Origin of the sequence: Streptomyces naganishii JCM 4654, from assembly GCF_014650575.1 — a bacterium.
GTDB classification, from domain to species: Bacteria; Actinomycetota; Actinomycetes; order Streptomycetales; family Streptomycetaceae; genus Streptomyces; species Streptomyces naganishii.
In genome coordinates this window covers 16,132-42,948 of record NZ_BMVF01000007.1, presented here as the reverse complement: position 1 = coordinate 42,948, position 26,817 = coordinate 16,132, and the positions used below count along the sequence as shown (strand labels likewise).

Genomic DNA, 26,817 nt, shown 5'->3' with positions numbered 1-26,817 from the left:
TTGCCGGGCAGAGCGCCCGCACCGACCGTTGGATGTCCCCGTTGCCCAGGTTCAGTCTTTTCCTGTGCGCGGTCCGGCTGGGGCCGCGCCGCGCGTCGCGCGCGCCGGTCCGGGCGACAGTCCTGCTCCTGCGGACGCTGCGGCCGGCCCCCAAGCTCCTGCGCGCCCTGAGCGCCGCCCTATTGCGGGCGGGCGCGGCACTGCTCCGGGGCCCCGGCACGCGCTCCGGCTCCTCGCGGCCCACCCCCACCCGACCGTCCACCTGGCGCCCGTCGGGCCGCCCGGGCCGCGGCCACCGAATCCGCGACCGCGACCGCGACCGCAACCGGCCCGGGACCAGGGCCGACGCCAGGACGAGCGTGAGGACCAGGAGCAAGCCCGGGACCGGGACCGGGACCGGAACCAGAGCCAGGGCCGGGACCAGCACCACCGCAGAGAGAGCAGAATGCCCCGTTTCAGCATCATCGTTCCGTCCCACGGGGTCGCCGGCCGGCTCTCCCTGGCGCTGGACTCGGTCCTCGCCCAGTCCTTCGGCGACTTCGAGCTGATCCCTGTCTGCGACGCGCCCGGCGCCCCGGGCGCGGACGTCGCCGCCGGATACGCCGGGCGGGACGCGCGGGTGGCGGCCCCGGTGCACTCACCCCCGGCGGCGGGCGCGGGCGCGGCGCGCAACGCCGGGATGCGGGCGGCCACGGGGACGTACCTGCTGTTCCTGGACGGCGACGACACGCTGGCACCGGGCGCCCTGGCCGCGCTGGACGCCCGGCTCGCGGAGACCGGGGACGTCGACGTGCTGTACTTCGAGCACGAGCGCACGCCCTGGTGGGAGGGCGAGCCCGTCAACGCGGCCGGGGAACTGCTCGCCGGGGCGCCCGCGTACGCCTTCTCGCCCGAGCAGGCCGCGTGGCTGACGGGTGTGCGGCTGCCCGTGTGGAGCGCGGCCTACCGGCGCTCCTTCCTTACCGGGCGCCGGCTCGCCTTCCCCGCCGGGCACTGGACCGGCCTCGGCTGGAGCGGCCTGGTCACGGTGGCCGCCGGCCGGATCGCCGTGCTGCGCCGGGTCGTCGTACGGCATCTGCTGCGCCGGCAGGGCAGCAGGCTGCACCAGCCGGGCGAGCACCAGTTCGACCTGCTGGAACAGGCCGGGCGCGTGCTCGTGCGGGCCGCCGCGGCGGGCCTGTCCGAGGCGCGGTACGCGGCGCTGTTCGCGCAGGTCATCGACGTCGTACTGGACACGGCCGCGCACCCCGGGCGGCTGCCCGCGGCCCGGCGCCGGGCCTTCTTCCGCGGGGCCCGCCGGCTGTACCGCAGGCACCGCCCGGCCGGCTTCCGGATGCCCGGCGGCCGCTCGGGCGCCCGGCTGCGGCTGCTCGCGGCGGGCGCGTACACGGTGTTCGGCGCGCTGTGCGCCGGGCAGCGCGCGGCCGGCGGGGCAGCGGGGAGGCTGCCGCGCGGCGGGCGGCTGCGGGCCCGCCTGGCCTACCGGTGGCACCTGCTCCGCCCGCTGGAGGAGGACCTGGTCGTCTACTGCGCGTACTGGGGCCGCGGTTACGCCTGCAACCCGGCCGCCCTGCACGCCAAGGCCCGCCAACTCGCCCCGTGGCTGCGGGGGGTGTTCCTGGTGGAGCCCGGACAGGAGCACACCGTGCCGCCGGACGTCGACCACGCGGTGATCGGCAGCCCCCGCGGCCGGCGGGTACTGGCTCGCGCCAAGTACCTGGTGGACAACGCCAACTTCGCCGACGCCGTGGCCAAACGCCCCGGCAGCGTGCACCTGCAGACCCAGCACGGCACCCCGCTGAAGACGATGGGCTGCGACCAGGCGACGTACCCCGTGGTCGCCGCCGCCACCGGCAGCTTCACCAAGCTGCTGAACCGCGTGGACCGCTGGGACTACAACCTCTCCTCCAACCGCCACTCCACCGAGACGTGGGAGCGCGCCTTCCCCGGCGCGTACGAGCAACTGGAGTACGGCTATCCGCGCAACGACGTGTACCTCACGGCGGGCCCCGAGGACGTCGCCCGCGTCCGCCGTGAACTGGGCGTGCCCGAGGGCAGCACGGCCGTCCTGTACGCGCCCACCCGCCGCGACCACCACACCGGCTTCGAGGCGCGATGGGACCTCGAGGCCTTCTGCGCGGCGGCCGGCGAGGACGTCGTCGTGCTGCTGCGCGCCCACTACTTCTACGACCGCGGGGACCTGCGCGGCGGCGGCCGGGTCATCGACGTGACCGCGCACCGCTCCTCGGAGGAGGTGTGCCTGGCCGCCGACGCGCTGGTCACGGACTACTCCTCGATCATGTTCGACTACGCCGTCCTGGACCGTCCGATCGTGGTCCTCGCCGACGACTGGGAGGTCTACCGGGAGACGCGCGGGGTGTACTTCGACCTCATGGAGACCCCGCCGGGGCCGGTGGCGCGTACACCTCAGGAGCTGGCCCGGCTGTTCCGTGACGGCTCCTGGGCGGGGGCCCGCTCCGCGGAGCTGCGGGCCGCGTTCCGGGAGCGGCTCTGCCAGTTCGACGACGGGCGGGCCGCCGAGCGCGTGGTGCGCCGGGTGTTCCTCGGCGAGCCGCCCGAGGCGCTGCCGCCCGTGATCCCGCTCGCCGAGCGGGTCCCCGCGCCCGCCGCGGCCACTTCGGTAAGGAGCTGACGAAGCAGTGCCCCGCTTCAGCGTCATCGTCCCCTGTTACAAGGTGCAGGGTTTCCTGCGCGAGTGCCTGGACTCGGTCCTGGAGCAGTCGTTCCGGGACGTCGAGGTGATCGCCGTCGACGACTGCTCCCCGGACGGCTCGGGTGCGATCCTCGACGAGTACGCGCGCCGCGACGCGCGCGTGCGGGTGCTGCACCTGCCGGAGAACGCCGGGCTCGGCCGTGCCCGCAACGCGGGCATACCGCTCGCCGGGGGCGACTACCTCCTCTTCCTCGACGGCTACGACACCCTCACCCCGGGCGCGCTCCAGGCGATGGCCCACCGGCTGGAGGAGAGCGCCGACCCGGACGTGCTGGTCTTCGACTACGCGCGTACCTACTGGTGGGGCGGCACCCGGCGCAACGTGCCGGCCCGGGTGCTGGCCGAGGTGGGCGAGGAGACCTTCACGGCCGCCGAACGGCCGCAGATCCTCGACCTGTTGATGGTGGTGTGGAACAAGCTGTACCGGCGCGACTTCGTGGAGGCGGGCGGCTTCACCTTCCCGCCGGGCTTCTACGAGGACACGCCCTGGACCTTCCCGGTCATGCTCAGCGCCGGACGGATCGCCACCCTGGACCGGATCTGCGTGAACTACCGCCGGCGCCGCCAGGGCAACATCTGGTCCACCACGAGCCGCAGGCACTTCGACATCCACGACCAGTACGAGCGGGTCTTCGCGTACGTCGACGCCCACCCCGAACTGGCCTCCTGGCGGCCCTGTCTGCACCGCAAGATGGGCGAGCACTGCCTGGACATCCTGGCCAAGCCCGACCGGCTGCCGCCGTCCGACAAGGCGGAGTTCTTCCGCCGTACCGCCGAGCTCTTCCGCGCGCTGCGGCCGCAGGGCGCGCCGGTGGACGGGGAGGTCCGGGCGCTGCTCGGCGGGTACGCCGCCTACCGGCTGCGGCGGCAGTCGGGGCGTGCCCGGCGGGAGCTGGGGCGCCGTGCGCTGCGGGTGCGCCGGGCGGCGGCCGGGCGGGTCAAGGGCGGCTGGGCCGCGCTGCACACCCTGCGCCCGCTGGAGCCGGACCTGGTGATGTACTCGGCGTTCTCGCACCGGGGCGCGCTCGGCGACCCGGCGGCGATCCACCGCAAGGCGCGCGAGATCGCCCCGCACCTGCGCGGGGTGTGGGTGGTCCGGGACGCGGGGCAGGCGGAGCGGGCGGGACTGCTGCCGCCGGACGCGGAGTACGTGTTGCTCGGCTCGCTGCGCTACCGCCGACTGGCCGCGCGGGCCGGTTACTTCGTCAACAACGTCAACTGGCCCGGTTCGCTGCCCAAGCGCCCGGGCAGCGTCCACATCCACACCCACCTGGGCACCCCGCTGAAGTTCATGGCGGCCGACCTGCTGGGCAAGCCCGGCGCCCGGCACGGCCTGGACGTGCCGGCCATGCTGGAGCGGGCCGACCGCTGGGACTACAGCCTGGTCGCCAACCGCCACTCGGAGCTGGTCTGGGAGCGGGCCTACCCGTGCGGTTTCACCTCGGTGCGCACCGGCAGCCCCCGCAACGACGCGCTGGTCAACGCCCGGCCGGGCGACGGAGCGGCGGTCCGCGCCCGGCTCGGCGTCCCGCCCGGGAACACGGTGGTGCTGTACGCGCCGACCCGCCGCGACCACCGGCGCGGCGGACACGTCGAGCGGTTCGACCTGGCCCGGTTCGCGGCGGACCTCGGCGCGGGCCACACCCTCGCCGTACGGCTGCATCCCTCGCTGGCGGCCGGTCCGGCGCGCGGCATGGGCCTGGCCGAGCTGCACCGGCGCGGCGTGCTCGTCGACGCGACCGACGAACCGCACGTCGAGGACGTCATGCTCGCCGCCGACGTGCTGGTCACGGACTACTCGGCCCTGATGTTCGACTACGCCGTCCTCGACCGGCCGATCGTCGTCCACGCCGACGACTGGGGCGCGTTCACGGCGAGCCGGGGCGCCTACTTCGACATCACGGCCCGGCCGCCCGGCCATGTCTCGCGCACCTACGACGAGTTGGCCCGTCTGTTCGCCTCGGGACGCTGGCGGGACCAGGAGTCGGCGCGGCTGCGGGAGCGGTTCCGGGCGCGGTTCTGCGAGTTCGACGACGGATGGGCGGCCGAGCGGGTGGTACGGACGCTGCTGCTCGGCGAGAAGGGCTGGATGCCGCAGCCGTCCGCGCCCGTCCCGGCCACGGCGGCCGCCGCCGCCCAGGTGCCCGCGCAGGCCCTAGGGCACGACCGCCTCGCACCGTCATGAGGGCGCCGGTGAGGACGCGAACGCGCCCGCGCGCGTGGCGGCCCCGCACCTGGGTGCTGATCCTGGCCGCGCTCTTCGCCCTGCTCCAGCTCGGCACCGTCACCGGCCGGGACACCCCCGACACCAAGAACTACCTCGCCTACGCCCTGAGCCTGCGCGGCGAGGACAGGCGGGAGACGGCGAGCGGCTGATCGTGGCGGCGTGGCTGCTGCCGGTGCTCGGGGTGCCGCTGCTGCTGGAGGCGGTGGCGGGCCGGGCGGCGCCCGCGTTCCCGGCTCCGCGCACGGCGGAGGGCACGCCGGACGCCACTGCGGACGGGCCGCCGCACTCGCGGCACACCGACAGCGTCCGAAACCCGATCACCCGATGAGGTGACTGACGCGTCGGTGTGCGCCGAGCGAGGAGCCGCCCGTCCGTACCGTCACTCGACGACGAGCTCGACCGGGATGTTGCCGCGGGTGGCATTGGAGTACGGGCAGACCTGGTGGGCCTGCTCGACCAGCTTGCGGCCGGTGGCCTCGTCCACGGCGTCGGGCAGCTCGACGCGCAGGGTGACGGCGAGCCCGAAGCCCTCGCCCTGCTTGCCGATGCCAACCTCGCCGGTGACGGCGGCGTCGCTGACGTCCACCCCGGCCTTGCGGCCGACCAGGCCGAGCGCGCTGGCGAAGCAGGCCGCGTAGCCGGCGGCGAAGAGCTGCTCGGGGTTGGTGCCCTGGCCGTTGCCGCCGAGCTCCACCGGCGGGGCCAGCTGCACGTCCAGCTTGCCGTCGTTGGTGCGGGCGCGGCCGTCGCGCCCGTGGGTGGCGGTGGCGACGGCGGTGTAGAGCGCGTCCATGGCAGAAACCATCCCTCTCGAAACGTCGGGTCCGGGCGGCCGGGTCCGGTCCTGGCGGTCCGGCCCGGCGGCCTCACGGCCATAAGTAGAGCACACAATTCAGTTGTGCACAATCAAATGGCGGCCAGAGCTACCCTGGAGCCATGACCACCGAGCTTTCGCGGGACACGGCACCGGAAGAGGACTGGCTGCGCCTCGACCGTCAGATCTGCTTCTCGCTGCACGCCGCCTCGCGCGCCTTCAACGGCGTCTACCGGGTGCTCCTCAAGGAGCTCGGTCTGACCTATCCGCAGTACCTGGTGATGCTGGTGCTCTGGGAGCACGGCGAGACGCCCGTGAAGAAGCTCGGCGAGCACCTGCGGCTGGACTCCGGCACCCTCTCCCCGCTGCTCAAGCGCCTGGAGGCGGCCGGCCTGGTGCGCCGGGAGCGCAGCACGCGCGACGAGCGGTCGGTCCAGGTCGCCCTCACCGACGAGGGCGCGGCGCTACGCGAGCGGGCGGTCCTGGTGCCGCGCCGGATCATGTCGGCGACCGGCTTCTCCCTGGAGGAGATCCGCGATCTGCACATCCGCCTGGACCGGCTCACCACGGCCCTCGACACGGCCGCCCTGGAGGAGACCCCCGGCCGCCGATAGGCGGCTCTTGGACGCGCTCATCGGCGTATTGCCCGATTTATTGCATTAGTTCGGATTACCATCCGGCGTGATGAGTGCCTCCGCCGTGCCGCGTGCCTGCCAGAACGTGACGCGCGCCCTCGAGCGCGCGCCGACGAGGCACCGCCTCCTCGCCCTGGCCGCCGCCTGGCTGCTGAGCCGCGCCCTGATGCTGTGGCTGCTCGCGCACAACACCCGGCCGCTGCTCGGCCGGGGCGCGGTGGCGCGCGAGGTGTGGAAGCTCTACCACCACTGGTACCTCGTGCTGTCCCAGGGCGCCTTCCCGGCCCACGACACGCTGTGGCAGTACCCGCCGGGGGCGGGCGTGGTGCTGCTGTCGCCCGCGCTGCTGCCCGGGCTGACGTACTTCCAGTCGTTCGTGGTGCTCACCCTCGCCGTGGACGCGGTGATCGCCGTCGCGCTGGCCCGCGCGGGCACGCGCCGGGGCCGCTCGCTGCGCGGGGCCGGCTACTGGACGCTGGGCCTGCCGCTGCTGCTGCACGTGCCGCTGGCCCGCTACGACGTGCAGGTCACGGCGTTCGCCGTGCTGTCCCTGCTGGCGCTGCCGCGCGCCACGCGCGCGTGCGGGGTGTTCGCGGGGCTCGGCGCCCTGGTGAAGGTGTGGCCGGCCCTGGCGCTGCTGGGCACGCCCCGGGGCCGCACGACCCGTTCGTCGTGGACGGCCGCCGCGCTGACCTGCGCGGGGGCCGGACTGACCCTGTCCCTGCTGTTCCGCAACCCGCTGGCCTTCGTGCGCCAGCAGGGCGGGCGCGGGGTGCAGATCGAGTCGTTCGGCGGCACCGCGCTCTCCCTGGCCACGCACGCGGGCTGGCCGGGCCGGGTGCGCTACCAGTACGGGGCGCTGGAGTTCACCGGGCCGCACGTGCACGCCGTGGCGCAACTCTCACTGGCGCTGTCGGCGGCCGCCCTCGGACTGCTGGTGCTCTGGCGGGTGAGGGCCCGCCGCTGGACCGAGGCGACGCCCTACGACGCGGCCCTGAGCGCCGTGCTGCTGTTCACCGTCACCAGCCGGGTGATCAGCCCCCAGTACATGATCTGGCTGCTCGGGCTGTCCGCGGTGTGCCTCACCTCGCCGCGGACCACCCAGCGCCCGGTGGCCGCGCTGGTCGCGCTGGCGAGCCTGGTGAGCGTGATCGCCTACCCCACGCTGTACTACGAGGTCGCGGCCTGCACGTGGACGGGCTGTGCGCTGATGGTCACCCGCAATGTTTTGCTGGGCTCCGCCGCGGTACTCTCCATGGCCCGGCTGTGGCGCTCGACGAAACTGGTGGCACGTCGAAGGGAACCCTCAACGGACGCACACCGTCTTCCGCACGGGACGCCAAGTCCCTCTTAACGGGAGATTACCGACCGCCCCTACCATTCCCGCACGTGGATTCCATGCAGCCGCACAGCCACCAGAAGCCCGCCGTCAGCGTCGTCGTGATCGGATACAACGACGAGGACCACATCACCGAAGCGGTGCGTTCGGCGCTCGCCCAGGGGCCCGCCGTCCGCGAGGTCGTCGCGGTGGACGACTGCTCCACGGACGGCACCTTCGCCCTGCTCACCGGCCTCGCCGCCGACGACGAGCGCGTGCGGGTGATCAGACGCGACTCCAACAGCGGCGGCTGCGGCAGCCCGCGCAACAACGGCATCGACGCGGTGACCTCGCCGTACGTGATGTTCCTGGACAGCGACGACGTGCTGCCGCCCGGCGCGGTGGACGTGCTGCTCGCCACCGCCCGTACGGAGGACGCCGAGGTGGTGAGCGGGCTGTGCGTGCGCCGCGAGCTGCCCTCCGGACGCGAGGTGCCCTGGCAGGAGGAGCTGTACGCGGAGCCCGCCGTGCTGGACCGTCCCACGCGGCAGCCGCGCCTGGTGCACGACACCCTCTGCGTCAACAAGCTGTACCGCGCCGACTTCCTGCGCGAGCACGCCATCCGCTTCCCCGAGGGCCGCTTCCGCTACGAGGACTTCGTGTTCACCGCGCGCGTGCTGGCCGCGGGCCCCCGCATGGCCCTCGTACCGGACCGCGTCTACGTGTGGCACGTGCGCCGCTCCGCCGAACAGCTGTCCATCTCCCTGGACCGGGCGGGCATCGACAACTGGCGGGCCCGCGCGGAGGCGAGCCGGCAGGCGTACGAGATCCTGCTGAACTCCGGGCAGAAGGAGCTGGCGCGCGCGGCCCGGGCGAAGTTCCTCGACCACGAGCTGCGCATGTACGCGCGCGAGCTGGGCCTGCGCGACACCGAGTACCGGCAGGCCTGGTGGACGCACACCCGCGAGTTCCTCGGCGAGTACGACGCGGCCGACTGGACCACGGGTCCCACCGCGCCCGGCCGCCTGCTCGCCCGCGTGATCCTCGCCTCGCCCGAGCCGCGCGACCTGCCCCGGCTCAGGGAGCTCGCCGCCCGGCCGACCCGGCTCTGCCCGCCCTACGCGCGCGACGCCCAGGGCACCCCGGTCTGGGCCGCCGACCTGCCCCAGGTCACCCTGGAGCCGTTCCTCACCCGCCCGGCCCACCAGCTCCCCCTCGCCGTGGACGCCGAGCTGCGCCCGCGCGCGCGTGGCACCGTGCTGCGGCTGCGCCTGCACGAGATGTACGGCCGGGTGGCCGCGGCGCGCCCGGTGGCCGTGGAGGTCGAGTGGCGGCACCGGGAACAGGGGCGCACACGCCGGCAGGGCGCGGTCGCGCTGCGGCCCGCAGGCGAGGACCTGTGGTCGGCCGAGACGGCCGTGGACCTCACGGCGCTCGGCGCCGGCACCTGGGACCTGCGGCTGCGGCTGCGCTTCGCCGACGGCACGACCCGCGAGACCACCGCGCACGCGCGCACCGGCGCCAAACTGCTGCGCCGCGGCGTCGTGCCGAGCCTGCTGCACGGCGTGCTGCTCGTCCAGCCCTACGCCACGCACTCCGGCGCGCTCGCCCTGCGCCTGGCCACCGGCCTGCGCGGGGTCACCTCGGTGCTGCGCGGCCGGCTGCGCCGCCTGCTGCGCTGACCGGCCGCCCGTCCACATACCACCTCTCGTACCACCCATGGGCCAACTGATGAGGAGACGCCCGCACATGACCTGGCTGATCACCGGCGGCGCCGGCTACATCGGATCGCACGTCGTCCGCGCGATGACCGAAGCGGGCGAGAGGACGGTGGTGTACGACGACCTCTCCACCGGCATCGCCGAACGCGTCCCGGACGGGGTCCCGCTGGTCGTGGGCTCCACGCTGGACGGCGACCTGGTGGCCAGGACGCTGGCCGAGCACGACGTGACCGGCGTCGTCCACCTCGCGGCCAAGAAGCAGGTCGGCGAGTCGGTGGACCTGCCGCTGCACTACTACCGGGAGAACGTCGAGGGCCTGCGCGTCCTGCTGGAGGCGGTGACGGCGGCCGAGGTCGGCGCGTTCGTCTTCTCCTCCTCGGCGGCCGTGTACGGCATGCCGGACGTGGACCTGGTCACCGAGGAGACCCCGTGCGCGCCGATGTCGCCGTACGGTGAGACCAAGCTGGCCGGCGAGTGGCTGGTCCGCGCGACGGGCCGGGCCACGGGCCTGGCCACGGCGTCGCTGCGCTACTTCAACGTGGCGGGCGCCGCGACCCCCGAACTGGCGGACGTCGGCGTGTTCAACCTGGTCCCGATGGTCTTCGAGAAGCTGACGGAGAACGCGCCGCCGCGCATCTTCGGCGACGACTACCCCACGCCCGACGGCACCTGCATCCGCGACTACATCCACGTGGTGGACCTCGCCGAGGCCCATGTGGCCACCGCCCGCGCCCTGCTGGCCACCCCCGGTCTGGACCTGACCCTGAACATCGGGCGCGGCGAGGGCGTGTCCGTGCGCGAGATGATCGACACGATCAACGCGGTCACCGGCTACGACCGGCCCCCGACGGTCACCCCGCGCCGCCCCGGCGACCCGGCCCGGGTCGTCGCCTCGGCCGAGCGCATCGCCACCGAGCTGGGCTGGAAGGCCAGGCACGACGTCAACGACATGATCACCTCGGCCTGGCAGGGCTGGGTCCGCCTCCACCCGGAGGCGGCCCGCGACTGACCCGGCCGCGCATCGCGCCGCGGGGCCCGCTCCGGCGGGCCCCGCGGTGTTTCACAGCGCCTTGATGGCCTCCGCGGTCGCGCGGGACAGCGCGCCCAGGTAGCCCTTGGGCAGCTTCGGGGAGCGGATGACGACCGCGCGCCAGTACAGGGGGCCCGAGATGAGGTCGAGGGCGAGGTCGCGGTCCAGGTCCGCGCGGATCTCGCCGCGCCCGACCGCCGCGGCCAGGATGCTGCTGGCGACGCTCTCCTGCCCGTCCCGCAGGGCCTTCTGCATGGCCTCGGCGATCTCGGGGTTGCGGGCCGCCTCGGCCTGGAGGTCGGGGATGATCTGCGAGGCCACGGGGTGGCGCAGGGCGCGCGAGGTGACCTCGTACAGCAGTCGCAGGTCGGTCTCCAGCCGGCCCGTGTCCGGCGCGGGCAGGCCCTGCACCGCGAGCGCCGAGACGATGTCGAGCACCAGGTGCAGCTTGGAGCGCCAGCGACGGTAGACGGCCGTCTTGCCGACGCCCGCGCGGCGCGCGATCCCCTCGATGGACATGCGCGCGTATCCGACGGCCGCCAGTTCCTCGAAGACGGCGGCGCGGATGGCCTCCGTCACGTCCTCCCTCAGTACGGCGGCCCCGGCAGGGGCGCGGCGCGGACGTGTCCGTGGCTCCTCGGCGTTCGTCGTCATGCCGTCAAGCATAGGCCGTTGCGACGATACGGTTGCGTTCCGACGTCGTTTGGTTCTACGCTCACGTTGCGACGATACGGTCCCGTTCCGGCGTAAGAAAACGTGAAGAGAACCGTAAGGAAACGGGCGGCGGCCACGGGCCCGGACGCCCGCACCCCCACCCCCCGAGCGAAAGCAGCGGATGTGAGCCAGGTCCTCCACACACCGCCCCCCGCCCCGGCCCAGGCCGAGGACGACCTCGCGGCGCTCGCCGCCCGCCACGGCCTGTCCGTCAGCGGCGCCCGGCCCTCGCTGCGCGAGTACGTCCGCCAGCTGTGGGCGCGGCGCCACTTCATCAGCGCGTTCGCCACCGCCAAGCTCACCGCGCAGTACAGCGAGGCGAAGCTCGGCCAGATCTGGCAGGTCGCCACGCCCCTGCTGAACGCGGCGGTGTACTACTTCATCTTCGGCATCCTGCTGGGCACCAGCCGGGGCGTGTCGGACTACATCCCGTTCCTGGTGACGGGCGTGTTCGTGTGGACGTTCACCCAGAACTCGATCATGTCGGGCACCCGGGCGATCTCCGGCAACCTCGGCCTGGTGCGCGCCCTGCACTTCCCGCGGGCCGCGCTGCCGGTCTCCTTCGCGCTCCAGCAGCTCCAGCAGCTGCTGTTCTCGATGGCCGCCCTCGTGGTGATCCTGCTCTGCTTCGGCGTGGTGCCCGGGGTGTCCTGGGTGCTGGCCTTCCCGGTGCTGCTGCTCCAGTTCGTCTTCAACGCCGGCGTCTCGATGGTCATGGCCCGCATGGGCGCGAAGACCCCGGACATCGCCCAGCTGATGCCGTTCATCCTGCGCACCTGGATGTACGTCTCCGGCGTGATGTGGAGCATCGACTCCACCCTCAAGCACAGCAACATGCCGCACGTGGTGAAGGTGCTGCTGGAGTCCAACCCGGCCGCCGTCTACATCGACCTGATGCGCTTCGCGCTGATCGACAGCTTCAAGGCCCACCAGCTCCCCCACCACGTGTGGGCCTACGCGCTGGGCTGGGCGCTGGTCGCCGGCGTCGGCGGGTTCATCTACTTCTGGAAGGCTGAGGAGACGTACGGCCGTGGCTGAGCGAAACACCGAGGCGATCCCCACCGTCATCGCCGACAACGTCGACATCGTCTACCGGGTCAACGGCACCGGCTCCGGCAAGGGCAGCGCCACCGCCGCCCTCAACCGCATCCTGCGCCGCGAGAAGGCCGAGAAGGCGGCCGGCGTGCGCCGGGTGCACGCGGTGAAGAAGGTGTCGTTCGTCGCCTACAAGGGCGAGGCGATCGGCCTGATCGGCACCAACGGCTCCGGCAAGTCCACGCTGCTCAAGGCGGTCGCGGGCCTGCTGCCGGTGGAGCACGGCAAGATCTACACCAACGGCCAGCCCTCCCTGCTCGGCGTCAACGCGGCGCTGATGAACGACCTGACCGGCGAGCGCAACGTGTGGCTCGGCGGCCTGGCCATGGGCATGTCCCGGGAGCAGGTCAGGGAGCGCTACCAGGACATCGTCGACTTCTCCGGCATCAACGACAAGGGCGACTTCATCACGCTGCCGATGCGCACGTACTCCTCCGGCATGGCGGCCCGGCTGCGGTTCTCCATCGCCGCCGCCAAGGACCACGACGTCCTGCTGATCGACGAGGCCCTGGCCACCGGCGACCGCGCCTTCCAGAAGCGCTCGGAGGAGCGCATCCGCGAGCTGCGCGAGCGCGCGGGCACGGTGTTCCTGGTCAGCCACAACAACAAGTCCATCCGCGACACCTGCGAGCGGGTGCTGTGGCTGGAGCGCGGTGTGCTGCGCATGGACGGCCCCACCGAGGAGGTCCTGGAGGCCTACGAGGCCTTCACCGGCGGCGCCGACAAGCCGGCCGCCGCCAAGGCCTGAGCCGTCCCCGGGCCATCCCTGAGCCGTCCCTGAGCCGTCCCGGGCCGGACCGGGTTCCGCGCCGGCCTAGGGAGCCACGGCGTACAGGATCTGGCCGTCCGGTCCATGGGCCACCGGTCTGAGGGCGGGGTCGCGTTCCGTGCGCGGCCCGTCCACGACCCAGCGGACGTCGTACGCGCGCAGGATGTCGCGGCGTACGGCCCGTGGCGTGCCCCGCGCGTAGAAGCGCTGCACCGCCGCCTCACGGCGTGACTCGTCGGGGAGGAAGAAGTCCGGGTAGCCGGGGGCGACGGTGTAGGCGCCGTAGGCGGGGACCAGCCGGGCCGCGAAGTCGCGGGTCATGACCACCTCCCCGTACTTCACGTACGGCGTGATCCAGTGGTAACCCGTCCACGGGGCCGTGTAGTCGGCGGCGAGCACGTCCGGGAGCCGGTCGCGCCCCACGGCGTAGCCGAGCACCCCCGCCTGCGCCCACGCGCCCAGCGCGAGCGCCGCGGCCAGCACCCAGGCCCACCGCACCCGCACCGCCCGCCGGCCGCCGCCCACCACCGCGAGCGCGGCGGCGAGCTGAGCGGGGATCAGGGCGGCGGGCAGGGCCCGCCCCCAGGAGTAGTGGCCGGTCACGAAGCCCGCCGCGCACACCAGCGCGCCCAGCGCGAAGAACAGCGCCAGCGGGTCGAGCCGGTCGCGCCGCCACCTTTGGACCATCGCGGCCACCCCGAGCAGCGCCAGCCAGTACCGTCCGGCGAACTCGGTGTAGAGCGCCCGGTGCACCTCCTCCAGGTCGCCGCCGGCCCGGAACAGCGCGAAGAAGTCGTAGTACGGCCACAGCCACAGCAGCGCGAGGCCCAGTGCCGTGCCGGCGGCGAGCCCGCGCCACAGCGGACGCGGCGGCCGGGCGGCGAGCACCGTGGCGAGGGCGCCCAGGGTGTCGACGACGCCGGTGAACTGGTGGCAGAGCAGGATCAGCGCCCACAGCGCCCCCAGCCCCAGCCAGGTCCCCCACCCGCTGGGGGTGCGCAGCGCCCGGCTGAGCCACGCCCAGTGGTGGAAGGCCAGCCCGAGCGCCAGGACGCTCGGGTACGACACGGTCAGCGCGAGCGAGTTCAGGGAGAGGAAGCCGCTCCAGTTGATCAGCTCCGTGCCCCACAGCAGCACCAGGCTCAGCGCGGCCAGGGCGGGCGCGGCCGGATGCCGGCTGAGCGTCCTGACGTACCGCCACACGCCGGTGACCAGCAGCGCGAGCCCGGTGAGCGCGGCCACGCGCAGCACGACGAAGACCGACAGCCCGGTGAGCCGCGCGAGGCATCCGAGGAGCAGCATCCACGGCGAGTAGTACGGGCTCGGGACGTCGGCGTGCACGAGCGGGTCGCCCGGGTGCAGGAAGCTGTGGCGCAGGCGCTCGATGGTCGCCGCGTGTATCCCGAGGTCACCGGCCCAGGGCAGCCGGACGATCACCACCAGCAGCAGGGCGACGACGAGCGCGGCGGCGGCCCAGGGGACGGCGGCCCGCCTCGCGGGGGCCGGCGCCCGCGGCGCGGCTCTGCCCGCGGAGCGCGCCTCAGAGGGCGCGGCACGCAACGGCGACACGGCAGGCCACGACGGTCGCGACCGATCGACTCTCGGTGAGATTCATGGTCACAAGGCAACTTTATCCGAATGATCCTGATTAACAGGAAAGGGTAAATTCGCCGTGTGGCGTGTCCCAGACAGGGACAAGAAAGGGACGAGAAGGCGCCCCGGTCCCTCACGGGACGGGGCGCCTTCCGGTCACTCGCGGCGCTTCGCGCCTGGACTGGGGGCGGGACTACGAGTGCGTGCGCAGCAGCGTGCGCATCGTCCGCATCGCCACCGACAGGTTGGCGAGGTCGAACGCGTCCGAACCGTGGATCTCCACGAGCGTGGAGCGCGCCCGGGACAGGATCGCCGCGTTCTTCTGCTCCCAGAGCTTGAACCGCTGCTCCGGTGTGGAGGTGCCGTTGCCCACCGCCAGGACGTCCGCGGTCAGTCCGGCGTGCGCCGCGTACAGGTCCTCGCGGATGGACGCGCGGGCCATGGACTGCCAGCGGTCGTTGCGCGGGAGCTCGATGATGCGGTCCATCAGCTGGGTGATGTTCAGCCGGTCGGCGAGGTCGTAGTACACCTCGGCGACGTCCATCGGGTCCTTGTCCATGCGGTCGGCGATCGAGACGATGTCCAGCGCCGGGAACGCGGAGGAGAACCCGGCCACGCGGGTGGCCAGTTCGTCCGGGACGCCGGCGGCGGACAGCTCCTCGTAGACCTGCTCGTACCACTCCAGGTCCGCGCCCTTGAGCAGCTTCGGCAGCTGCGACCAGACCTGCTCGACCCGCTCGGCGAAGAACTCCACCGTCTCCGACAGCTGGAGCGGCTGCGGCCGGTTGTTCAGCAGCCAGCGCGTGCCGCGCTCGACCAGGCGGCGCGAGTGCAGCCGGATGCGCGTCTGGACCGCGGCCTCGACCCGGTTGTCCAGCGCCTCCACGGCGTCCCACACCGGGGCCGAGCGGAAGATCGCGCGGGCCACCGTCTGCGCCCGGACGATCTCCTCCAGCGAGGCGCCGGTCTCCTCCCGCAGCCGGTGCAGGTAGGTCGTACCGCCGGTGTTGACCGTGTCGTTGACCAGGACGGTCGTGGTGATCTCGCGGTGCAGCGGGTGGTGGCCGATCTGCTCGGCGAACTGCTCGCGCAGCTGCGTGGGGAAGTAGGCGTGCAGCAGCCCGCGCAGATAGGGGTCGTCCGGCAGCGACGTGTGCAGCAGCTCCTCGGCGACCGTGATCTTCGTGTACGCCAGCAGGACGGCCGTCTCCGGGCTGGTCAGGCCGTGCCCGGCGGCGAGCCGTTCACGGATCTGCCGGTCGGTGGGCAGGAACTCCAGCGCCCGGTCGAGGTGGCCCTCGCGCACCAGGTGCTTCATGAAGCGCTGCTGGGCGTGGAGCATGTCCTTGGACTGGGCGAGCGCGTTGGCGATCGCCGTGTTCTGCGCGTAGTTGTTGCGCAGCACCAGGGCGCCGACCTCGTCGGTCATCTGGGCGAGCAGCTTGTTGCGCTGCTTGACGGTCATGTCGCCGTCCGCGACCAGGCCGTTGAGCAGGATCTTGATGTTCACCTCGTGGTCGGAGGTGTCCACGCCCGCGCTGTTGTCGATGGCGTCGGTGTTGATTTTGCCGCCGGCCTGCGCGAACTCGATCCGGCCCAGCTGGGTGCAGCCCAGGTTGCCGCCCTCGCCGACCACCTTGACCCTCAGGTCGGCTCCGTCGACGCGGATGGCGTCGTTGGCCTTGTCGCCGACGTCCGCGCTGGACTCCGTGGAGGCCTTGACGTACGTGCCGATGCCGCCGTTCCACAGCAGGTCCACCGGGGCCTTGAGGATGGCGCGCATCAGGTCGGCCGGGGTCAGCTTGGTGACGCCGGACTCGATGCCGAGGGCCTCGCGGATGTGCGCGTTGACCGGGATGGCCTTGGCGCTGCGCGGGAACACCCCGCCACCCGCCGACAGCAGCGCGGTGTCGTAGTCCTCCCAGGAGGAGCGCGGCAGGTCGAACAGGCGGCGGCGCTCGGCGTAGGAGGTGGCCGCGTCCGGGTTCGGGTCGATGAAGATGTGGCGGTGGTCGAAGGCGGCGACCAGGCGGATGTGCTCGCTGAGCAGCATGCCGTTGCCGAACACGTCGCCGGACATGTCGCCGATGCCGACGACCGTGAAGTCCTGGCTCTGGGTGTCCACGTCCAGCTCGCGGAAGTGCCGCTTGACGGACTCCCAGGCGCCGCGCGCGGTGATGCCCATGCCCTTGTGGTCGTAGCCGGCCGAGCCGCCGGAGGCGAAGGCGTCGCCCAGCCAGAAGTTGTACGACTCGGCGACCGCGTTGGCGATGTCGGAGAACGTCGCGGTGCCCTTGTCGGCCGCGACCACCAGGTAGGTGTCGTCGCCGTCGTGGCGCACCACGTCCTGCGGGGGCACGACCTCGCCGGCGACCATGTTGTCGGTGATGTCGAGCAGCGCGGAGATGAACGTCTTGTAGCTGGCGATGCCCTCCGCCATCCAGGCGTCCCGGTCCACGCTCGGGTCGGGCAGCTGCTTGGCGACGAAGCCGCCCTTGGCGCCCACCGGCACGATGACGGTGTTCTTCACCATCTGCGCCTTGACCAGGCCGAGGATCTCGGTGCGGAAGTCCTCGCGCCGGTCGGACCAGCGCAGACCGCCGCGCGCGACCTTGCCGAACCGCAGGTGCACGCCCTCGACACGCGGCGAGTACACCCAGATCTCGTACGCCGGGCGGGGCGCCGGCAGGTCCGGGATGGCCTGCGGGTCGAACTTCATGGAGACGTAGTCGTGCGGCCGGCCGCCCTGCGCCTCCTGGAAGAAGTTGGTGCGCAGGGTCGCCTTGATGACGGTGAGGAAGGACCGCAGGATGCGGTCCTCGTCGAGCGAGGCGACCTGGTCGAGCGCCGCGTCGACCTCTTCGAGCAGCGCGTCCACCAGTTCGTGCCCGGCGCGCTGGCGCTCGGGCGCCATCCGCGCCTCGAACAGGTTGACCAGCAGGCGGGTGGTGTGGACGTTGTTGCGGAGGGTGTCCTCCATGTAGTCCTGGCTGAAGGTGGAGCCGGCCTGGCGCAGGTACTTGGCGTAGGCGCGCAGCACCATCGCCTCGCGCCAGGTCAGCCCGGCGCTCAGCACCAGCGCGTTGAACCCGTCGTTCTCCGCCTTGCCGGTCCAGGCGGCGGCGAAGGCGTCCTGGAAGCGTTCGCGGGCGTCGTCGCCGAGGTAGTCGCCGGAGCCGGGGGTGCCGGAGGCCGCCTTGGGCATGCGCAGGCCGAAGTCGTAGATCCACGCCGTCGTGCGGTCCGCGCAGCGCAGCTCGTACGGCCGCTCGTCGGTGACCTCCACGCCGAGCCGGCTCAGCACCGGCAGCACGGCGGACAGGGAGACCGAGCCGCCCTTCTGGTAGATCTTGAACCGGCGCTCCTCGGGAGCGGCGCCCACCGGCTCGTACAGGCTCAGCGCGAACGTCTTGTCCTCGTTCAGCTGCTCCAGGTTGACCAGGTCCGCGACGGCGGCGCGCGGGGTGTGGTCGGCCTTGTAGCCCTCGGGGAAGGCGGCCGAGTAGCGGCGCAGCAGTTCGGCGGCGTGCTCCTCGCCCAGCTCGGCGGTGAGCGCCTCGGAGAAGGCGTCGGCCCAGGAGCGGGCGGCCTCGACCAGGCGGGCCTCGATGCGCTCCTTGTCGGCGTCGGACAGCTCCGGCAGCTCGGTGCCCTGCGGGACGCGGACGACGAAGTGCAGCCGGGAGAGGATCGACTCGGTGTTCCAGGCGGTGAAGTCAACGCTGGTGCCGCCGAGTTCCTCCTTCAGGATGTCGATGATCCGCAGGCGCACGCCGGTGGTGTAGCGGTCGCGCGGGAGGTAGACGAGCGCGGAGTAGTAGCGCCCGTACTCGTCCTGGCGCAGGTACAGGCGCAGCCGGCGGCGCTCCTGGAGGTACAGCACCGAGGTGACGATCGACTGGAGCTCGGCGACCGGGGTCTGGAAGAGCTCGTCGCGCGGGTAGGTCTCCAGGATCTGGAGCAGGTCACGGCCGTCGTGGCTGTGCGGCGAGAAGCCGGCGCGCTCCAGCACCTCCTCGACCTTGCGGCGGATCACCGGGACGCGGCGCACGGACTCGGTGTACGCGGCGGAGGAGAACAGGCCGAGGAAGCGGCGCTCGCCGACGACCTCGCCGTTCTCGTCGAACTTCTTGACGCCGATGTAGTCCAGGTAGGACGGCCGGTGCACGGTGGAGCGGCTGTTGGCCTTGGTCAGCACCAGCAGCTTGTGCTCGCGGGCCTTGGCGCGGGCGTCGGCGGGCAGCCGCTCGAAGGACGGGCTGACCGGGTGGCTGTCGTCGCCGCCGTGCTGCGGGTCCGATCGCAGTATGCCGAGCCCGGTGCCGGGGACGGCGGCCAGGGTGTCGTCGTCGCGCAGCTGGTACTCGCGGAAGCCGAGGAAGGTGAAGTGGTCGGCGGACAGCCAGCGCAGCAGCTCGCGGGCCTCCTCGACCCGCTGTCCGGGCAGGTCGGCGGGGACGGGCTCGTCGGGCAGGCCGTCGGCGATCCGCATCGCCGCGTCGCGCATCTTCTCCCAGTCCTCGACGGCCTCGCGGACGTCGGAGAGCACGCGCAGCAGATCGGCGGTGATCTGCTTCAGATCGGCGCGGTCGGTCTCGCGGTCGATCTCGACGTGGATCCAGGACTCGGTGTGCGCGTCGTGCGGCAGCGGTTCGCCGGCCGGGCGGGCGGGAAGCACCTCGATGAGCTTGCCGGTGAGGTCGCGGCGGACCACGAACTGCGGGTGGATGACGACGTGGATGCCGCGTCCCTGCCGGGTCAGCTCGTTGGTGACCGAGTCGACGAGGAAGGGCATGTCGTCGGTGACGACCTCGACCACGGAGTGGCTGCACGTCCAGCCGTTCTCCTCGACGGTCGGCGTGTGCACCCGCACGTTGGCCGTGCCCTGGGGGCGGTTCTCGGCCATGCGGTAGTGCGAGAAAGCGGCTCCGAAGACGTCGACCGGGTCGCGGTCCGCGAGGTCCTCGGGGGCGGTGTGCAGGTAGTAGCGCTGGAGGAAGGCGAGTACGGAGTCCCGGTCCGGGGTGTCCTCGCCCTTCGTCCCAGTCGGTAGGTGCCCCCCGACCGGACTGTTCTCAGCTACCCGAGCAGCCCTCTCGAGCAACTCGGCCTTGGCTTCGTCCAGCTTGGTCTGCATTGTCCTCTGGCTCCTGTCGCGCGCCGTTGCGTGACGTTGAAGGAAGTACGGTCTCTTCCCCTGCGGAATGACGCCACGGCCCGGGGTGTCCGGTCCGCTTCGACGCTATGCCGCGAGGTGAGATGAGCGGGGGGATATCAGCCATCTTCGACGCGCCCGACGGGTGTGACGCTGCTCTCCGCGACGCCGGTACCCGGGGTTGACGCGGCGTCCCGGGGGCCGCCTCGGCCCCTTCCCGCCCGCGAGGACCAGCGACCGCCGCCCGGTCACGGATGTGGTCCGTGCTCACCGGGCGCAGAGCGGAGGCGACGGTGCCCCCGCGAACTATCGCGCTGATCACGCCACAAGGCTATCGCTCATTACGGGGGGCCCGTCATGAGCCGTATGTGTACAAAACCAGGGGTGGAACTTTGACGTTCTGCACAGGGGCGGAGGGGAGGGGGAGGGCGTATCCGCCGACGGGGGCGGTGGGTGCACGACGGACGGGGCCCACCGAATCCGGGGGCATCCGCCCCGGCCGGGCTGGTGCACCCGCCCCGGCCGGGCTGGTCACTCACCCCCGCCGAGCCGGTGCGCCAGCCGCGCTCGCCTCCGCGTCGGGCCCAGCGCAGGCTGAAGGCCGAGCGCCGAGGGCCGGTCCAGCCCGCGCGCCGAGGCTCGGTCCAGCGCGCACGCCAGGCTCGGCGGCCCGCCGGACGGGGTGACCTACCGGGCTCGGTGGCCTAGCGGGCAGGGGGACCCACCGGGCAGGGGGACCGCCCGCCGGGCACTCCCCAAGCCGGCGTCGGAGGGCTCGATGACCCACCGGGCTTGGCGACCCACCGGGCAGGGGACCAGCCGCCGGGCACTCCCCCAAGCCGGCGTCACCGGGCAGGGACCCCCAGGCAGGGGGACCGCCCGCCGGGCACTCGCCGGGGCGGCGTCACCGGGCCCGGTGACCCACCGGCCGGGCACTCGCCGAGTCGGGCACTCGCCGTGCCGGAGCCCCGCACGGCGCCGGCGTCGGTGTGGTCCGTTGCCGGTGTGGTCCGCTGCCGGCGTCTGCCGTCGGCCTACGCGGCCAGGCGCTGGGCCTCGGCCACCGCCTCGGTGAGGGTGTCCACCACCGGGGCGCCGGTCTCCTCGAGGCTGGCGCGGCTGTGCGAGCCGCCGGTGTAGAGCACCGCACGGGCTCCCGCGTGCCGTGCGGCCACCGCGTCGTCCGCGGCGTCGCCGATCACCACCGTCCGCACCGGGTCCACCGTCGCGGACAGCGCGCCCAGGTGCCTGACCATGTGCTCGGCCTTGCTGCCCCCGGACGGTCCCGTCCGCCCGTCGACGCGCAGGAAGTGCGCCTCGATACCGAAGCCCCTGACCAGGGGTATCAGGTCGGCGTGTCCGTACATGCTGAGGATCGACTGGCTGTGCCCGGCGGACACCCACCCGGCGAGCAGCTCCGCCGCGCCCTCGGCGAGGCCGCAGTGGGCGCGGTGCTCGGTGTAGTACCGGTGGAAGACCTGGTCCATGGACTCCCACTCCGCCTGGGTTGGCAGCCGTCCGAGCAGCCGCTCGTAGAACTTCGGCACCGGCACGCAGTACAGCGCGCGGTACCGCTCCAGCGTGATCGGCTCCAGGCCGAGCTCCGCGAAGGCCGCGTTCGTCGCGCCGACCACGGCGTCATTGTCGTGGAACAGCGTGCCGTTCCAGTCCCAGACGATGTGCGCCGCTGACTGTTTCCCCATGCCCGACAACGTACCCGCAGCCACTGACAATCAGCTCCCGTCGCCGGGCCCCACGAGGTTGGGGATCTCCTGCGTGGCGTACCAGAGCAGCTCGTGGTCCTCGGCCCCGTCCACGACGAACTGCGCGTCGTCGTCCCCGGCGCCGGCCGCGTCGAGCGCCAGGGCGGCCGCGCTCACGTCGGCCTCCGCCTCGTCCGAGTCGACGTGCACGGCGGCCGCCTTGGCCAGCGTCACCGTGCGGGCCACCCGCACCTCGCCCAGCGCCACCGGGTCGAGTGCCCGGTCCGGGTCTGCGGCGGCCTCGCCGTCGGGTACGTCCACGGCGACGACGACCCGGCGGCGGGGGGCGTCCGGCTCGGCCGCGAGCAGCCGCAGCGAGGCCAGGGCGGCCCGGCTGAGGGCGGCGTACTCGAGCTCCTCCATGTCGTCCGAGAGGTACCACTCGCGCAGGGCGGGGGTGACGGCGTACGCGGTGAACGGCCCCTTGCGCAGTTCCCCCGTCCTGTGCGCCTCGGCGAGCCCGGGGAGGGTCAGGGGGACGTAGACGCGCATGGCTGGCCGCTTTCGTGGTCGGTGGGTGTGCAGGGGGCCGGGCCGTGAGGAGACTCGGCCGGGGCCACCCGGACGGCCTTCAGGATACGTGCGGGTGTCCCCTTTCGTGGCCCTGCCCACACGCCCGGACGCGTCCACCGCACGCCTCGCGGGTCACCCTGCGCCGACCGGTGTTTCCAGGCCGGCGACCCCCATCACCACACGGATAGGTGAACCTTCCCGGCCCCCGGCACGCCCCCGCACCTTCCTTGCGGCCGCCGGGCGCTCCCCGTACAAGATCCCCAACACAAGTTACCGGCCGGTATCCCATCGGCCGACAACGAACGGGGCCCCATGAACAAGATCATGACCAGAACCCACCACCGCCGCCCCGGCACCCGTCCCCCAGGTCAGCCCGGCACCCGACCGTCGGGCCGCCCAGGCGGCGTCCCGCCCCGGCCCCCGGGCGGGAGCGTGCGCCGTACGCCGGGAGGCGGACGCCCGCCGGGATCGCCGGGCGACCGGTCCCGCACCGGCCCCCGCGACACCCGCCCACCGGGCCGCCCGGACCGGACCACCGCCCCCACGGCGCAGAGCAGCCGGAGCAGCCGGGACGAGGCCCGCACGGCCCAGCTCCCGCTCACCGCCGACCTCTTCGCCGACCGTCTCCTGGCCGTGCTCAGCGGGCAGAAGCCGGTCCACTGGATGCTGCGCCACACCATGGGCCGTGCCTACGACGAACTGGCGTGGCTCGCCGAACGAGGCCCCCTGCGCACTCGCGGCACCCGCCCGGTCGTCCGGGACATCGGCTACTACGAGCCCCGCCCGGGCGCCGTGGAGGCCTTCGCCCGCATCGGCGCGGGCGACCAGCTCCGCGCGATGGCCTTCCGACTGGAACTGGGCCGCGACCTCCGCTGGCGCTGCACAGCGGTGGAACTCGGCGGCCCCCGCCCACCCCGCCCCGAGGACGACTGAGCCCAAGTCCGCTGAGCCCGGGGCGAGGGGCCGGGCCAGCCCGGCGCGGGAAGCAGAAGGGCCGGGCGCCCCCAGGGGTGCCCGGCCGTTCCGCAGGGTGCCGTTACTTCGGCAAGCTGCCGTTACTTCTTGCGGCGGCGGCCCGACTTGGCCTGCTTGCGGCGCTCCGCGCGGGTGAGGCCGTCGGACTCGGAGCGGACGGGCTCGCCGTCGGTGGCGAACTCGCCCTCGATGACGCCGCCTTCACCGTCCACGGTCGGCGCGGAGAAGTGCAGCTCACGCCGCTGCGGAGCGTCCAGCCCCTTGGCGCGGATCTCCGGACGCGCGCCCGCCTGCGCTGGCACCGCGTCGTGCTTCTCCAGATCGGCCACCGGCTTGGCGTCCTCGACCGGAACCTCCTCGACCTGCTGCTCGACCTGGACCTCCAGGTTGAACAGGTAGCCGACGGACTCCTCCTTGATGCCCTCCATCATCGCGGTGAACATGTCGAAGCCCTCGCGCTGGTACTCCACCAGCGGGTCCTTCTGCGCCATCGCGCGCAGGCCGATGCCCTCCTGGAGGTAGTCCATCTCGTAGAGGTGCTCGCGCCACTTGCGGTCGAGGACCGACAGCACGACCCGCCGCTCGAGCTCGCGCATGATCTCGGAGCCGAGCTGCTCCTCACGCGCCTGGTACTGATCGCGGATGTCGTCCTTGATCGAGTCGCCGATGAACTCGGCCGTCAGCCCGGCCCGGTCGCCGGCCGCCTCCTCCAGCTCCTCGATGGTGACCTTCACCGGGTAGAGCTGCCTGAAGGCGCCCCACAGCCGGTCGAGGTCCCAGTCCTCCGGGAAGCCCTCGGCGGTCTCCGCCTGGACGTAGGCGTCGATGGTGTCGTCCATGAAGTGCTGCACCTGCTCCTGGAGGTCCTCGCCCTCCAGGACGCGGCGCCGCTCGCCGTAGATGACCTCGCGCTGGCGGTTGAGCACCTCGTCGTACTTCAGGACGTTCTTACGGGTCTCGAAGTTCTGCTGCTCGACCTGCGACTGGGCGGAGGCGATCGCGCGCGTGACCATCTTGTTCTCGATCGGCACGTCGTCGGGGACGTTCGCCATCGACATCACGCGCTCGACCATCTGGGCCTTGAACAGGCGCATCAGATCGTCGCCGAGGGAGAGGTAGAAGCGGGACTCGCCCGGGTCGCCCTGACGGCCGCTGCGGCCGCGCAGCTGGTTGTCGATCCGGCGCGACTCGTGCCGCTCGGTGCCGAGGACGTAGAGGCCGCCGAGCTTCTCGACCTCCTCCTTCTCCGCCTTGACGGCCTGCTCGGCCTTCTCCAGGGCGGCGGGCAGGGCGTGCGCCCACTCCTCGATGTGCTCCTCGGGGTCGAGCCCGCGCTGGCGCAGCTCCGCCTCGGCGAGGTCCTCGGGGTTGCCGCCGAGCTTGATGTCCGTACCGCGTCCGGCCATGTTGGTGGCGACGGTCACGGCGCCCTTGCGGCCGGCCTGGGCCACGATCTGCGCCTCGCGCTCGTGGTGCTTGGCGTTGAGCACCTCGTGCTGGATGCCGCGCTTGCTGAGCTGCTGCGAGAGGTACTCCGACTTCTCGACGGACGTGGTGCCGACGAGGATCGGCTGGCCCTTCTCGTGCTTCTCGGCGATGTCGTCGACGACCGCCTCGAACTTGGCGACCTCGGTGCGGTAGATCAGGTCCGACTGGTCCTTGCGGATCATCGGCTTGTTGGTGGGGATCGGGACCACGCCGAGCTTGTAGATCTGGTGGAACTCGGCGGCCTCGGTCATCGCCGTACCGGTCATGCCGGAGAGCTTGTTGTAGAGGCGGAAGAAGTTCTGCAGGGTGATCGTGGCGAGCGTCTGGTTCTCGTCCTTGATGTCCACCCCTTCCTTCGCCTCGATCGCCTGGTGCATGCCCTCGTTGTAGCGGCGGCCCGCGAGGATACGGCCGGTGTGCTCGTCGACGATCATGACCTCGCCGTCGATGACGACGTAGTCCTTGTCGCGCTTGAAGAGCTCCTTGGCCTTGATGGCGTTGTTCAGGTAGCCCACGAGCGGGGTGTTCACCGACTCGTAGAGGTTGTCGATGCCCAGCCAGTCCTCGACCTTGGAGACGCCGGCCTCGTGGATGGCGACGGTGCGCTTCTTCTCGTCGACGTCGTAGTCGCCGGTCTCCTCGACGCCCTTGAGCGGGTTGCCCGCCTCGCCCTTCTTCAGGCGCAGGACGAGCTTGGCGAAGTCGCCGTACCACTTGGTGGCCTGGTCGGCGGGGCCGGAGATGATCAGCGGCGTACGGGCCTCGTCGACCAGGATGGAGTCGACCTCGTCGACGATGGCGAAGTTGTGACCGCGCTGGACCAGTTCGTCCTTCGACCAGGCCATGTTGTCGCGCAGGTAGTCGAAGCCGAACTCGTTGTTCGTGCCGTAGGTGATGTCGCAGCCGTACTGCTCGCGGCGCTGGGCCGGCGTCATGTTGGCGAGGATGCAGCCGACGCTCAGGCCGAGGAACTTGTGGACGCGGCCCATCATCTCGGAGTCGCGCTCGGCCAGGTAGTCGTTGACCGTGACGATGTGGACGCCGTCTCCGGACAGGGCGTTCAGATACGCGGGCAGGGTGCCGACGAGCGTCTTGCCCTCACCGGTCTTCATCTCCGCGACGTACCCCAGGTGGAGGGCGGCACCGCCCATCATCTGGACGTCGTAGTGCCGCTGGCCGAGGACGCGCTTGGCGGCCTCGCGCACGGTGGCGAAGGCCTCGGGCAGCAGGTCGTCCAGGCTTTCACCGTCGGCGTACCGCTGCTTGTACTCATCGGTGAGGGCCCGCAGCTCGGCGTCGGAGAGGTCGATGAAGTCCTCTTCGATGGAGTTGACCTGGTCCGCGATGCGGTGCAGCTTGCGCAGGATCTTGCCTTCGCCTGCACGCATGATCTTCGAGAGGACGGACACGGGGGTTGGTCTCCTTGCCGGTCGGGCCTGGGACGGTCGGTTTCCATTTGACTGACTGAGCAACGGCCATCGTATGCGAGGACCCCGCCAAGCCGGGAGGGCCTGCCGTGACGGCTCCCGTCCGCTGCTTCGAGTCGCCTTCAATGGGGACAACGGCCCAGAGCCGTCGATGGTGCCGCGTTCCGGCGACGAATTGCGCGAATCGTGATCGCGTGCTCACGGACCGCTAAAAGCGATGGCGCGCTTCGCGGCGGCCCGAGCAGAATCGGGCGATGGAACCCGTCACGCTCACCACCGACCGCCTCGTGCTGCGCGCCGTGGGCCCCGAGGACACGGACGCGGTGTTCGCCGCCGCGCAGGACCCCGACATCCAGCGCTGGACCACTGTGCCCTCCCCTTATCTGTACGAGCACGCGCGGGGCTTCACCGGGCGGATGGTGCCCGACGGCTGGGCCGGCGACTCGATGTTCACCTTCGGGCTGTTCCTGCCCGCGGGCGACCTGGTGGGCATGCTCGGCATCACCATGCGCGGACTGGGCGAGGCGGAGATCGGTTACTGGGGCGCCAAGGAGCACCGGGGCAACGGCTACGTCAGCGAGGCCGCGTCGGCCGTGGCCCGCTGGGCGTTCACCGAGCGCTGCGTGGACCGGCTGGAGTGGCGTGCCGAGGTCGGCAACCACGCCTCCCGCGCGGTGGCCGAACGGGCCGGCTTCACGGTGGAGGGCACCCTGCGCTCGGCCCTCAACAACAAGGGCGTGCGCCGGGACTGCTGGGTGGGCTCCCTGCTGCCCTCGGACCTGGGACTGCCCTCGGCGGCGCCCTATCTGCCCGCCCGCGCGTGATGCCGCCGGGCGCCGCAGAACC

18 protein-coding genes and 1 pseudogene are annotated in these 26,817 nt (G+C 72.4%); 12 read left to right on the top strand and 7 right to left on the bottom strand.

Going from position 1 to position 26,817, the window contains the following annotated elements:
* Positions 1 to 445: 445 nt before the first annotated feature.
* The 4 genes and pseudogenes from IE217_RS14410 (at position 446) to IE217_RS14395 (ending at position 5,289) form a co-directional block, all read left to right on the top strand.
* On the top strand, positions 446 to 2,653 hold the full coding sequence (locus tag IE217_RS14410) for a bifunctional glycosyltransferase/CDP-glycerol:glycerophosphate glycerophosphotransferase (protein ID WP_190178253.1): 2,208 nt from the start codon (positions 446 to 448) through the stop codon (positions 2,651 to 2,653).
* A 7-nt stretch (positions 2,654 to 2,660) separates the two neighbouring features.
* Positions 2,661 to 4,919, top strand: a complete 2,259-nt coding sequence (locus IE217_RS14405) for a bifunctional glycosyltransferase/CDP-glycerol:glycerophosphate glycerophosphotransferase (protein WP_190178252.1) — start codon at positions 2,661 to 2,663, stop codon at positions 4,917 to 4,919.
* Positions 4,916 to 5,104: pseudogene (locus IE217_RS14400) on the top strand (hypothetical protein); the annotation flags it as partial. The gene IE217_RS14405 and the pseudogene IE217_RS14400, both read left to right, overlap by 4 nt.
* Positions 5,105 to 5,112: 8 nt before the next feature.
* Positions 5,113 to 5,289, top strand: a complete 177-nt coding sequence (locus tag IE217_RS14395) for a hypothetical protein (protein ID WP_190178251.1) — start codon at positions 5,113 to 5,115, stop codon at positions 5,287 to 5,289.
* 51 nt (positions 5,290 to 5,340) lie between these two features.
* Here the strand turns inward: IE217_RS14395 and IE217_RS14390 are convergent, their stop codons facing one another.
* Positions 5,341 to 5,754, bottom strand: coding sequence for an organic hydroperoxide resistance protein (locus IE217_RS14390; protein WP_190178250.1), 414 nt, complete (start codon positions 5,752 to 5,754; stop codon positions 5,341 to 5,343).
* 143 nt (positions 5,755 to 5,897) lie between these two features.
* Between IE217_RS14390 and IE217_RS14385 the strand changes: the two genes are divergently transcribed.
* The 4 genes from IE217_RS14385 to galE all read left to right on the top strand — a co-directional run bounded on the left by IE217_RS14385 (position 5,898) and on the right by galE (position 10,458).
* On the top strand, positions 5,898 to 6,389 hold the full coding sequence (locus IE217_RS14385; protein ID WP_190178249.1) for a MarR family winged helix-turn-helix transcriptional regulator: 492 nt from the start codon (positions 5,898 to 5,900) through the stop codon (positions 6,387 to 6,389).
* 70 nt (positions 6,390 to 6,459) lie between these two features.
* Positions 6,460 to 7,764: a glycosyltransferase 87 family protein gene (locus IE217_RS14380; RefSeq protein ID WP_190178248.1), complete on the top strand. Its 1,305-nt coding sequence runs from the start codon at positions 6,460 to 6,462 to the stop codon at positions 7,762 to 7,764.
* Between the two features lie 44 nt (positions 7,765 to 7,808).
* A complete protein-coding gene (locus IE217_RS14375) occupies positions 7,809 to 9,410 on the top strand; it encodes a glycosyltransferase family 2 protein (protein WP_190178557.1) in 1,602 nt (533 codons plus the stop codon).
* A 67-nt stretch (positions 9,411 to 9,477) separates the two neighbouring features.
* Entirely contained in the window at positions 9,478 to 10,458 is a 981-nt protein-coding gene (gene galE, locus IE217_RS14370) for a UDP-glucose 4-epimerase GalE (RefSeq protein ID WP_190178247.1), read from the top strand.
* 51 nt (positions 10,459 to 10,509) lie between these two features.
* On the opposite strand, the gene IE217_RS14365 is transcribed toward galE, so the two are convergent.
* The gene (locus IE217_RS14365; protein WP_190178246.1) at positions 10,510 to 11,133 is read right to left on the bottom strand and encodes a TetR/AcrR family transcriptional regulator; all 624 of its coding nucleotides are present in this window, start codon (positions 11,131 to 11,133) and stop codon (positions 10,510 to 10,512) included.
* A 183-nt stretch (positions 11,134 to 11,316) separates the two neighbouring features.
* Here IE217_RS14365 and IE217_RS14360 point away from each other — a divergent pair, with 183 nt between their 5' ends.
* Both IE217_RS14360 and IE217_RS14355 read left to right on the top strand, forming a co-directional pair.
* On the top strand, positions 11,317 to 12,231 hold the full coding sequence (locus IE217_RS14360; RefSeq protein WP_190178245.1) for an ABC transporter permease: 915 nt from the start codon (positions 11,317 to 11,319) through the stop codon (positions 12,229 to 12,231).
* Positions 12,224 to 13,036 carry an ABC transporter ATP-binding protein gene (locus IE217_RS14355; protein ID WP_190178244.1) on the top strand — a complete coding sequence of 271 codons (813 nt, stop codon included), beginning with the start codon at positions 12,224 to 12,226 and terminating at the stop codon, positions 13,034 to 13,036. The genes IE217_RS14360 and IE217_RS14355 overlap by 8 nt, the downstream gene beginning before the upstream one ends.
* Before the next feature lie 66 nt (positions 13,037 to 13,102).
* On the opposite strand, the gene IE217_RS14350 is transcribed toward IE217_RS14355, so the two are convergent.
* From IE217_RS14350 to IE217_RS14335, 4 genes are all read right to left on the bottom strand, one after another.
* Positions 13,103 to 14,626: a putative glycosyltransferase family protein gene (locus IE217_RS14350; protein WP_373298020.1), complete on the bottom strand. Its 1,524-nt coding sequence runs from the start codon at positions 14,624 to 14,626 to the stop codon at positions 13,103 to 13,105.
* 217 nt (positions 14,627 to 14,843) lie between these two features.
* Positions 14,844 to 19,787 (bottom strand): NAD-glutamate dehydrogenase, encoded by a 4,944-nt coding sequence (locus IE217_RS14345; protein WP_190178242.1) that lies wholly within the window; start codon positions 19,785 to 19,787, stop codon positions 14,844 to 14,846.
* Positions 19,788 to 20,839: 1,052 nt separating this feature from the next.
* On the bottom strand, positions 20,840 to 21,508 hold the full coding sequence (locus IE217_RS14340) for an HAD family hydrolase (RefSeq protein ID WP_190178241.1): 669 nt from the start codon (positions 21,506 to 21,508) through the stop codon (positions 20,840 to 20,842).
* 30 nt (positions 21,509 to 21,538) lie between these two features.
* Entirely contained in the window at positions 21,539 to 22,060 is a 522-nt protein-coding gene (locus tag IE217_RS14335) for a DUF6912 family protein (RefSeq protein WP_190178240.1), read from the bottom strand.
* A 333-nt stretch (positions 22,061 to 22,393) separates the two neighbouring features.
* Here IE217_RS14335 and IE217_RS14330 point away from each other — a divergent pair, with 333 nt between their 5' ends.
* The gene (locus IE217_RS14330; protein ID WP_190178239.1) at positions 22,394 to 23,014 is read left to right on the top strand and encodes an Rv3235 family protein; all 621 of its coding nucleotides are present in this window, start codon (positions 22,394 to 22,396) and stop codon (positions 23,012 to 23,014) included.
* Between the two features lie 122 nt (positions 23,015 to 23,136).
* Here the strand turns inward: IE217_RS14330 and secA are convergent, their stop codons facing one another.
* Complete coding sequence (gene secA, locus IE217_RS14325; RefSeq protein ID WP_190178238.1) at positions 23,137 to 25,953, bottom strand: preprotein translocase subunit SecA; 2,817 nt, start codon at positions 25,951 to 25,953, stop codon at positions 23,137 to 23,139.
* Positions 25,954 to 26,225: 272 nt separating this feature from the next.
* On the opposite strand from secA, the gene IE217_RS14320 reads away from it, so the two are divergent.
* The gene (locus IE217_RS14320; protein WP_190178237.1) at positions 26,226 to 26,795 is read left to right on the top strand and encodes a GNAT family N-acetyltransferase; all 570 of its coding nucleotides are present in this window, start codon (positions 26,226 to 26,228) and stop codon (positions 26,793 to 26,795) included.
* The last annotated feature ends 22 nt before the right edge of the window (positions 26,796 to 26,817 follow it).

What these genes read in the sequence shown, in the direction of transcription:
- IE217_RS14410 (WP_190178253.1), top strand. Translation starts at nt 446, where the DNA reads ATGCCCCGTTTCAGCATCATCGTTCCGTCCCACGGGGTCGCCGGCCGG.
- IE217_RS14390 (WP_190178250.1), bottom strand. Translation starts at nt 5,754, where the DNA reads ATGGACGCGCTCTACACCGCCGTCGCCACCGCCACCCACGGGCGCGAC.
- IE217_RS14385 (WP_190178249.1), top strand. Translation starts at nt 5,898, where the DNA reads ATGACCACCGAGCTTTCGCGGGACACGGCACCGGAAGAGGACTGGCTG.
- IE217_RS14380 (WP_190178248.1), top strand. Translation starts at nt 6,460, where the DNA reads ATGAGTGCCTCCGCCGTGCCGCGTGCCTGCCAGAACGTGACGCGCGCC.
- IE217_RS14375 (WP_190178557.1), top strand. Translation starts at nt 7,809, where the DNA reads ATGCAGCCGCACAGCCACCAGAAGCCCGCCGTCAGCGTCGTCGTGATC.
- galE (WP_190178247.1), top strand. Translation starts at nt 9,478, where the DNA reads ATGACCTGGCTGATCACCGGCGGCGCCGGCTACATCGGATCGCACGTC.
- IE217_RS14365 (WP_190178246.1), bottom strand. Translation starts at nt 11,133, where the DNA reads ATGACGACGAACGCCGAGGAGCCACGGACACGTCCGCGCCGCGCCCCT.
- IE217_RS14345 (WP_190178242.1), bottom strand. Translation starts at nt 19,787, where the DNA reads ATGCAGACCAAGCTGGACGAAGCCAAGGCCGAGTTGCTCGAGAGGGCT.
- IE217_RS14340 (WP_190178241.1), bottom strand. Translation starts at nt 21,508, where the DNA reads ATGGGGAAACAGTCAGCGGCGCACATCGTCTGGGACTGGAACGGCACG.
- IE217_RS14335 (WP_190178240.1), bottom strand. Translation starts at nt 22,060, where the DNA reads ATGCGCGTCTACGTCCCCCTGACCCTCCCCGGGCTCGCCGAGGCGCAC.
- IE217_RS14330 (WP_190178239.1), top strand. Translation starts at nt 22,394, where the DNA reads ATGAACAAGATCATGACCAGAACCCACCACCGCCGCCCCGGCACCCGT.
- IE217_RS14320 (WP_190178237.1), top strand. Translation starts at nt 26,226, where the DNA reads ATGGAACCCGTCACGCTCACCACCGACCGCCTCGTGCTGCGCGCCGTG.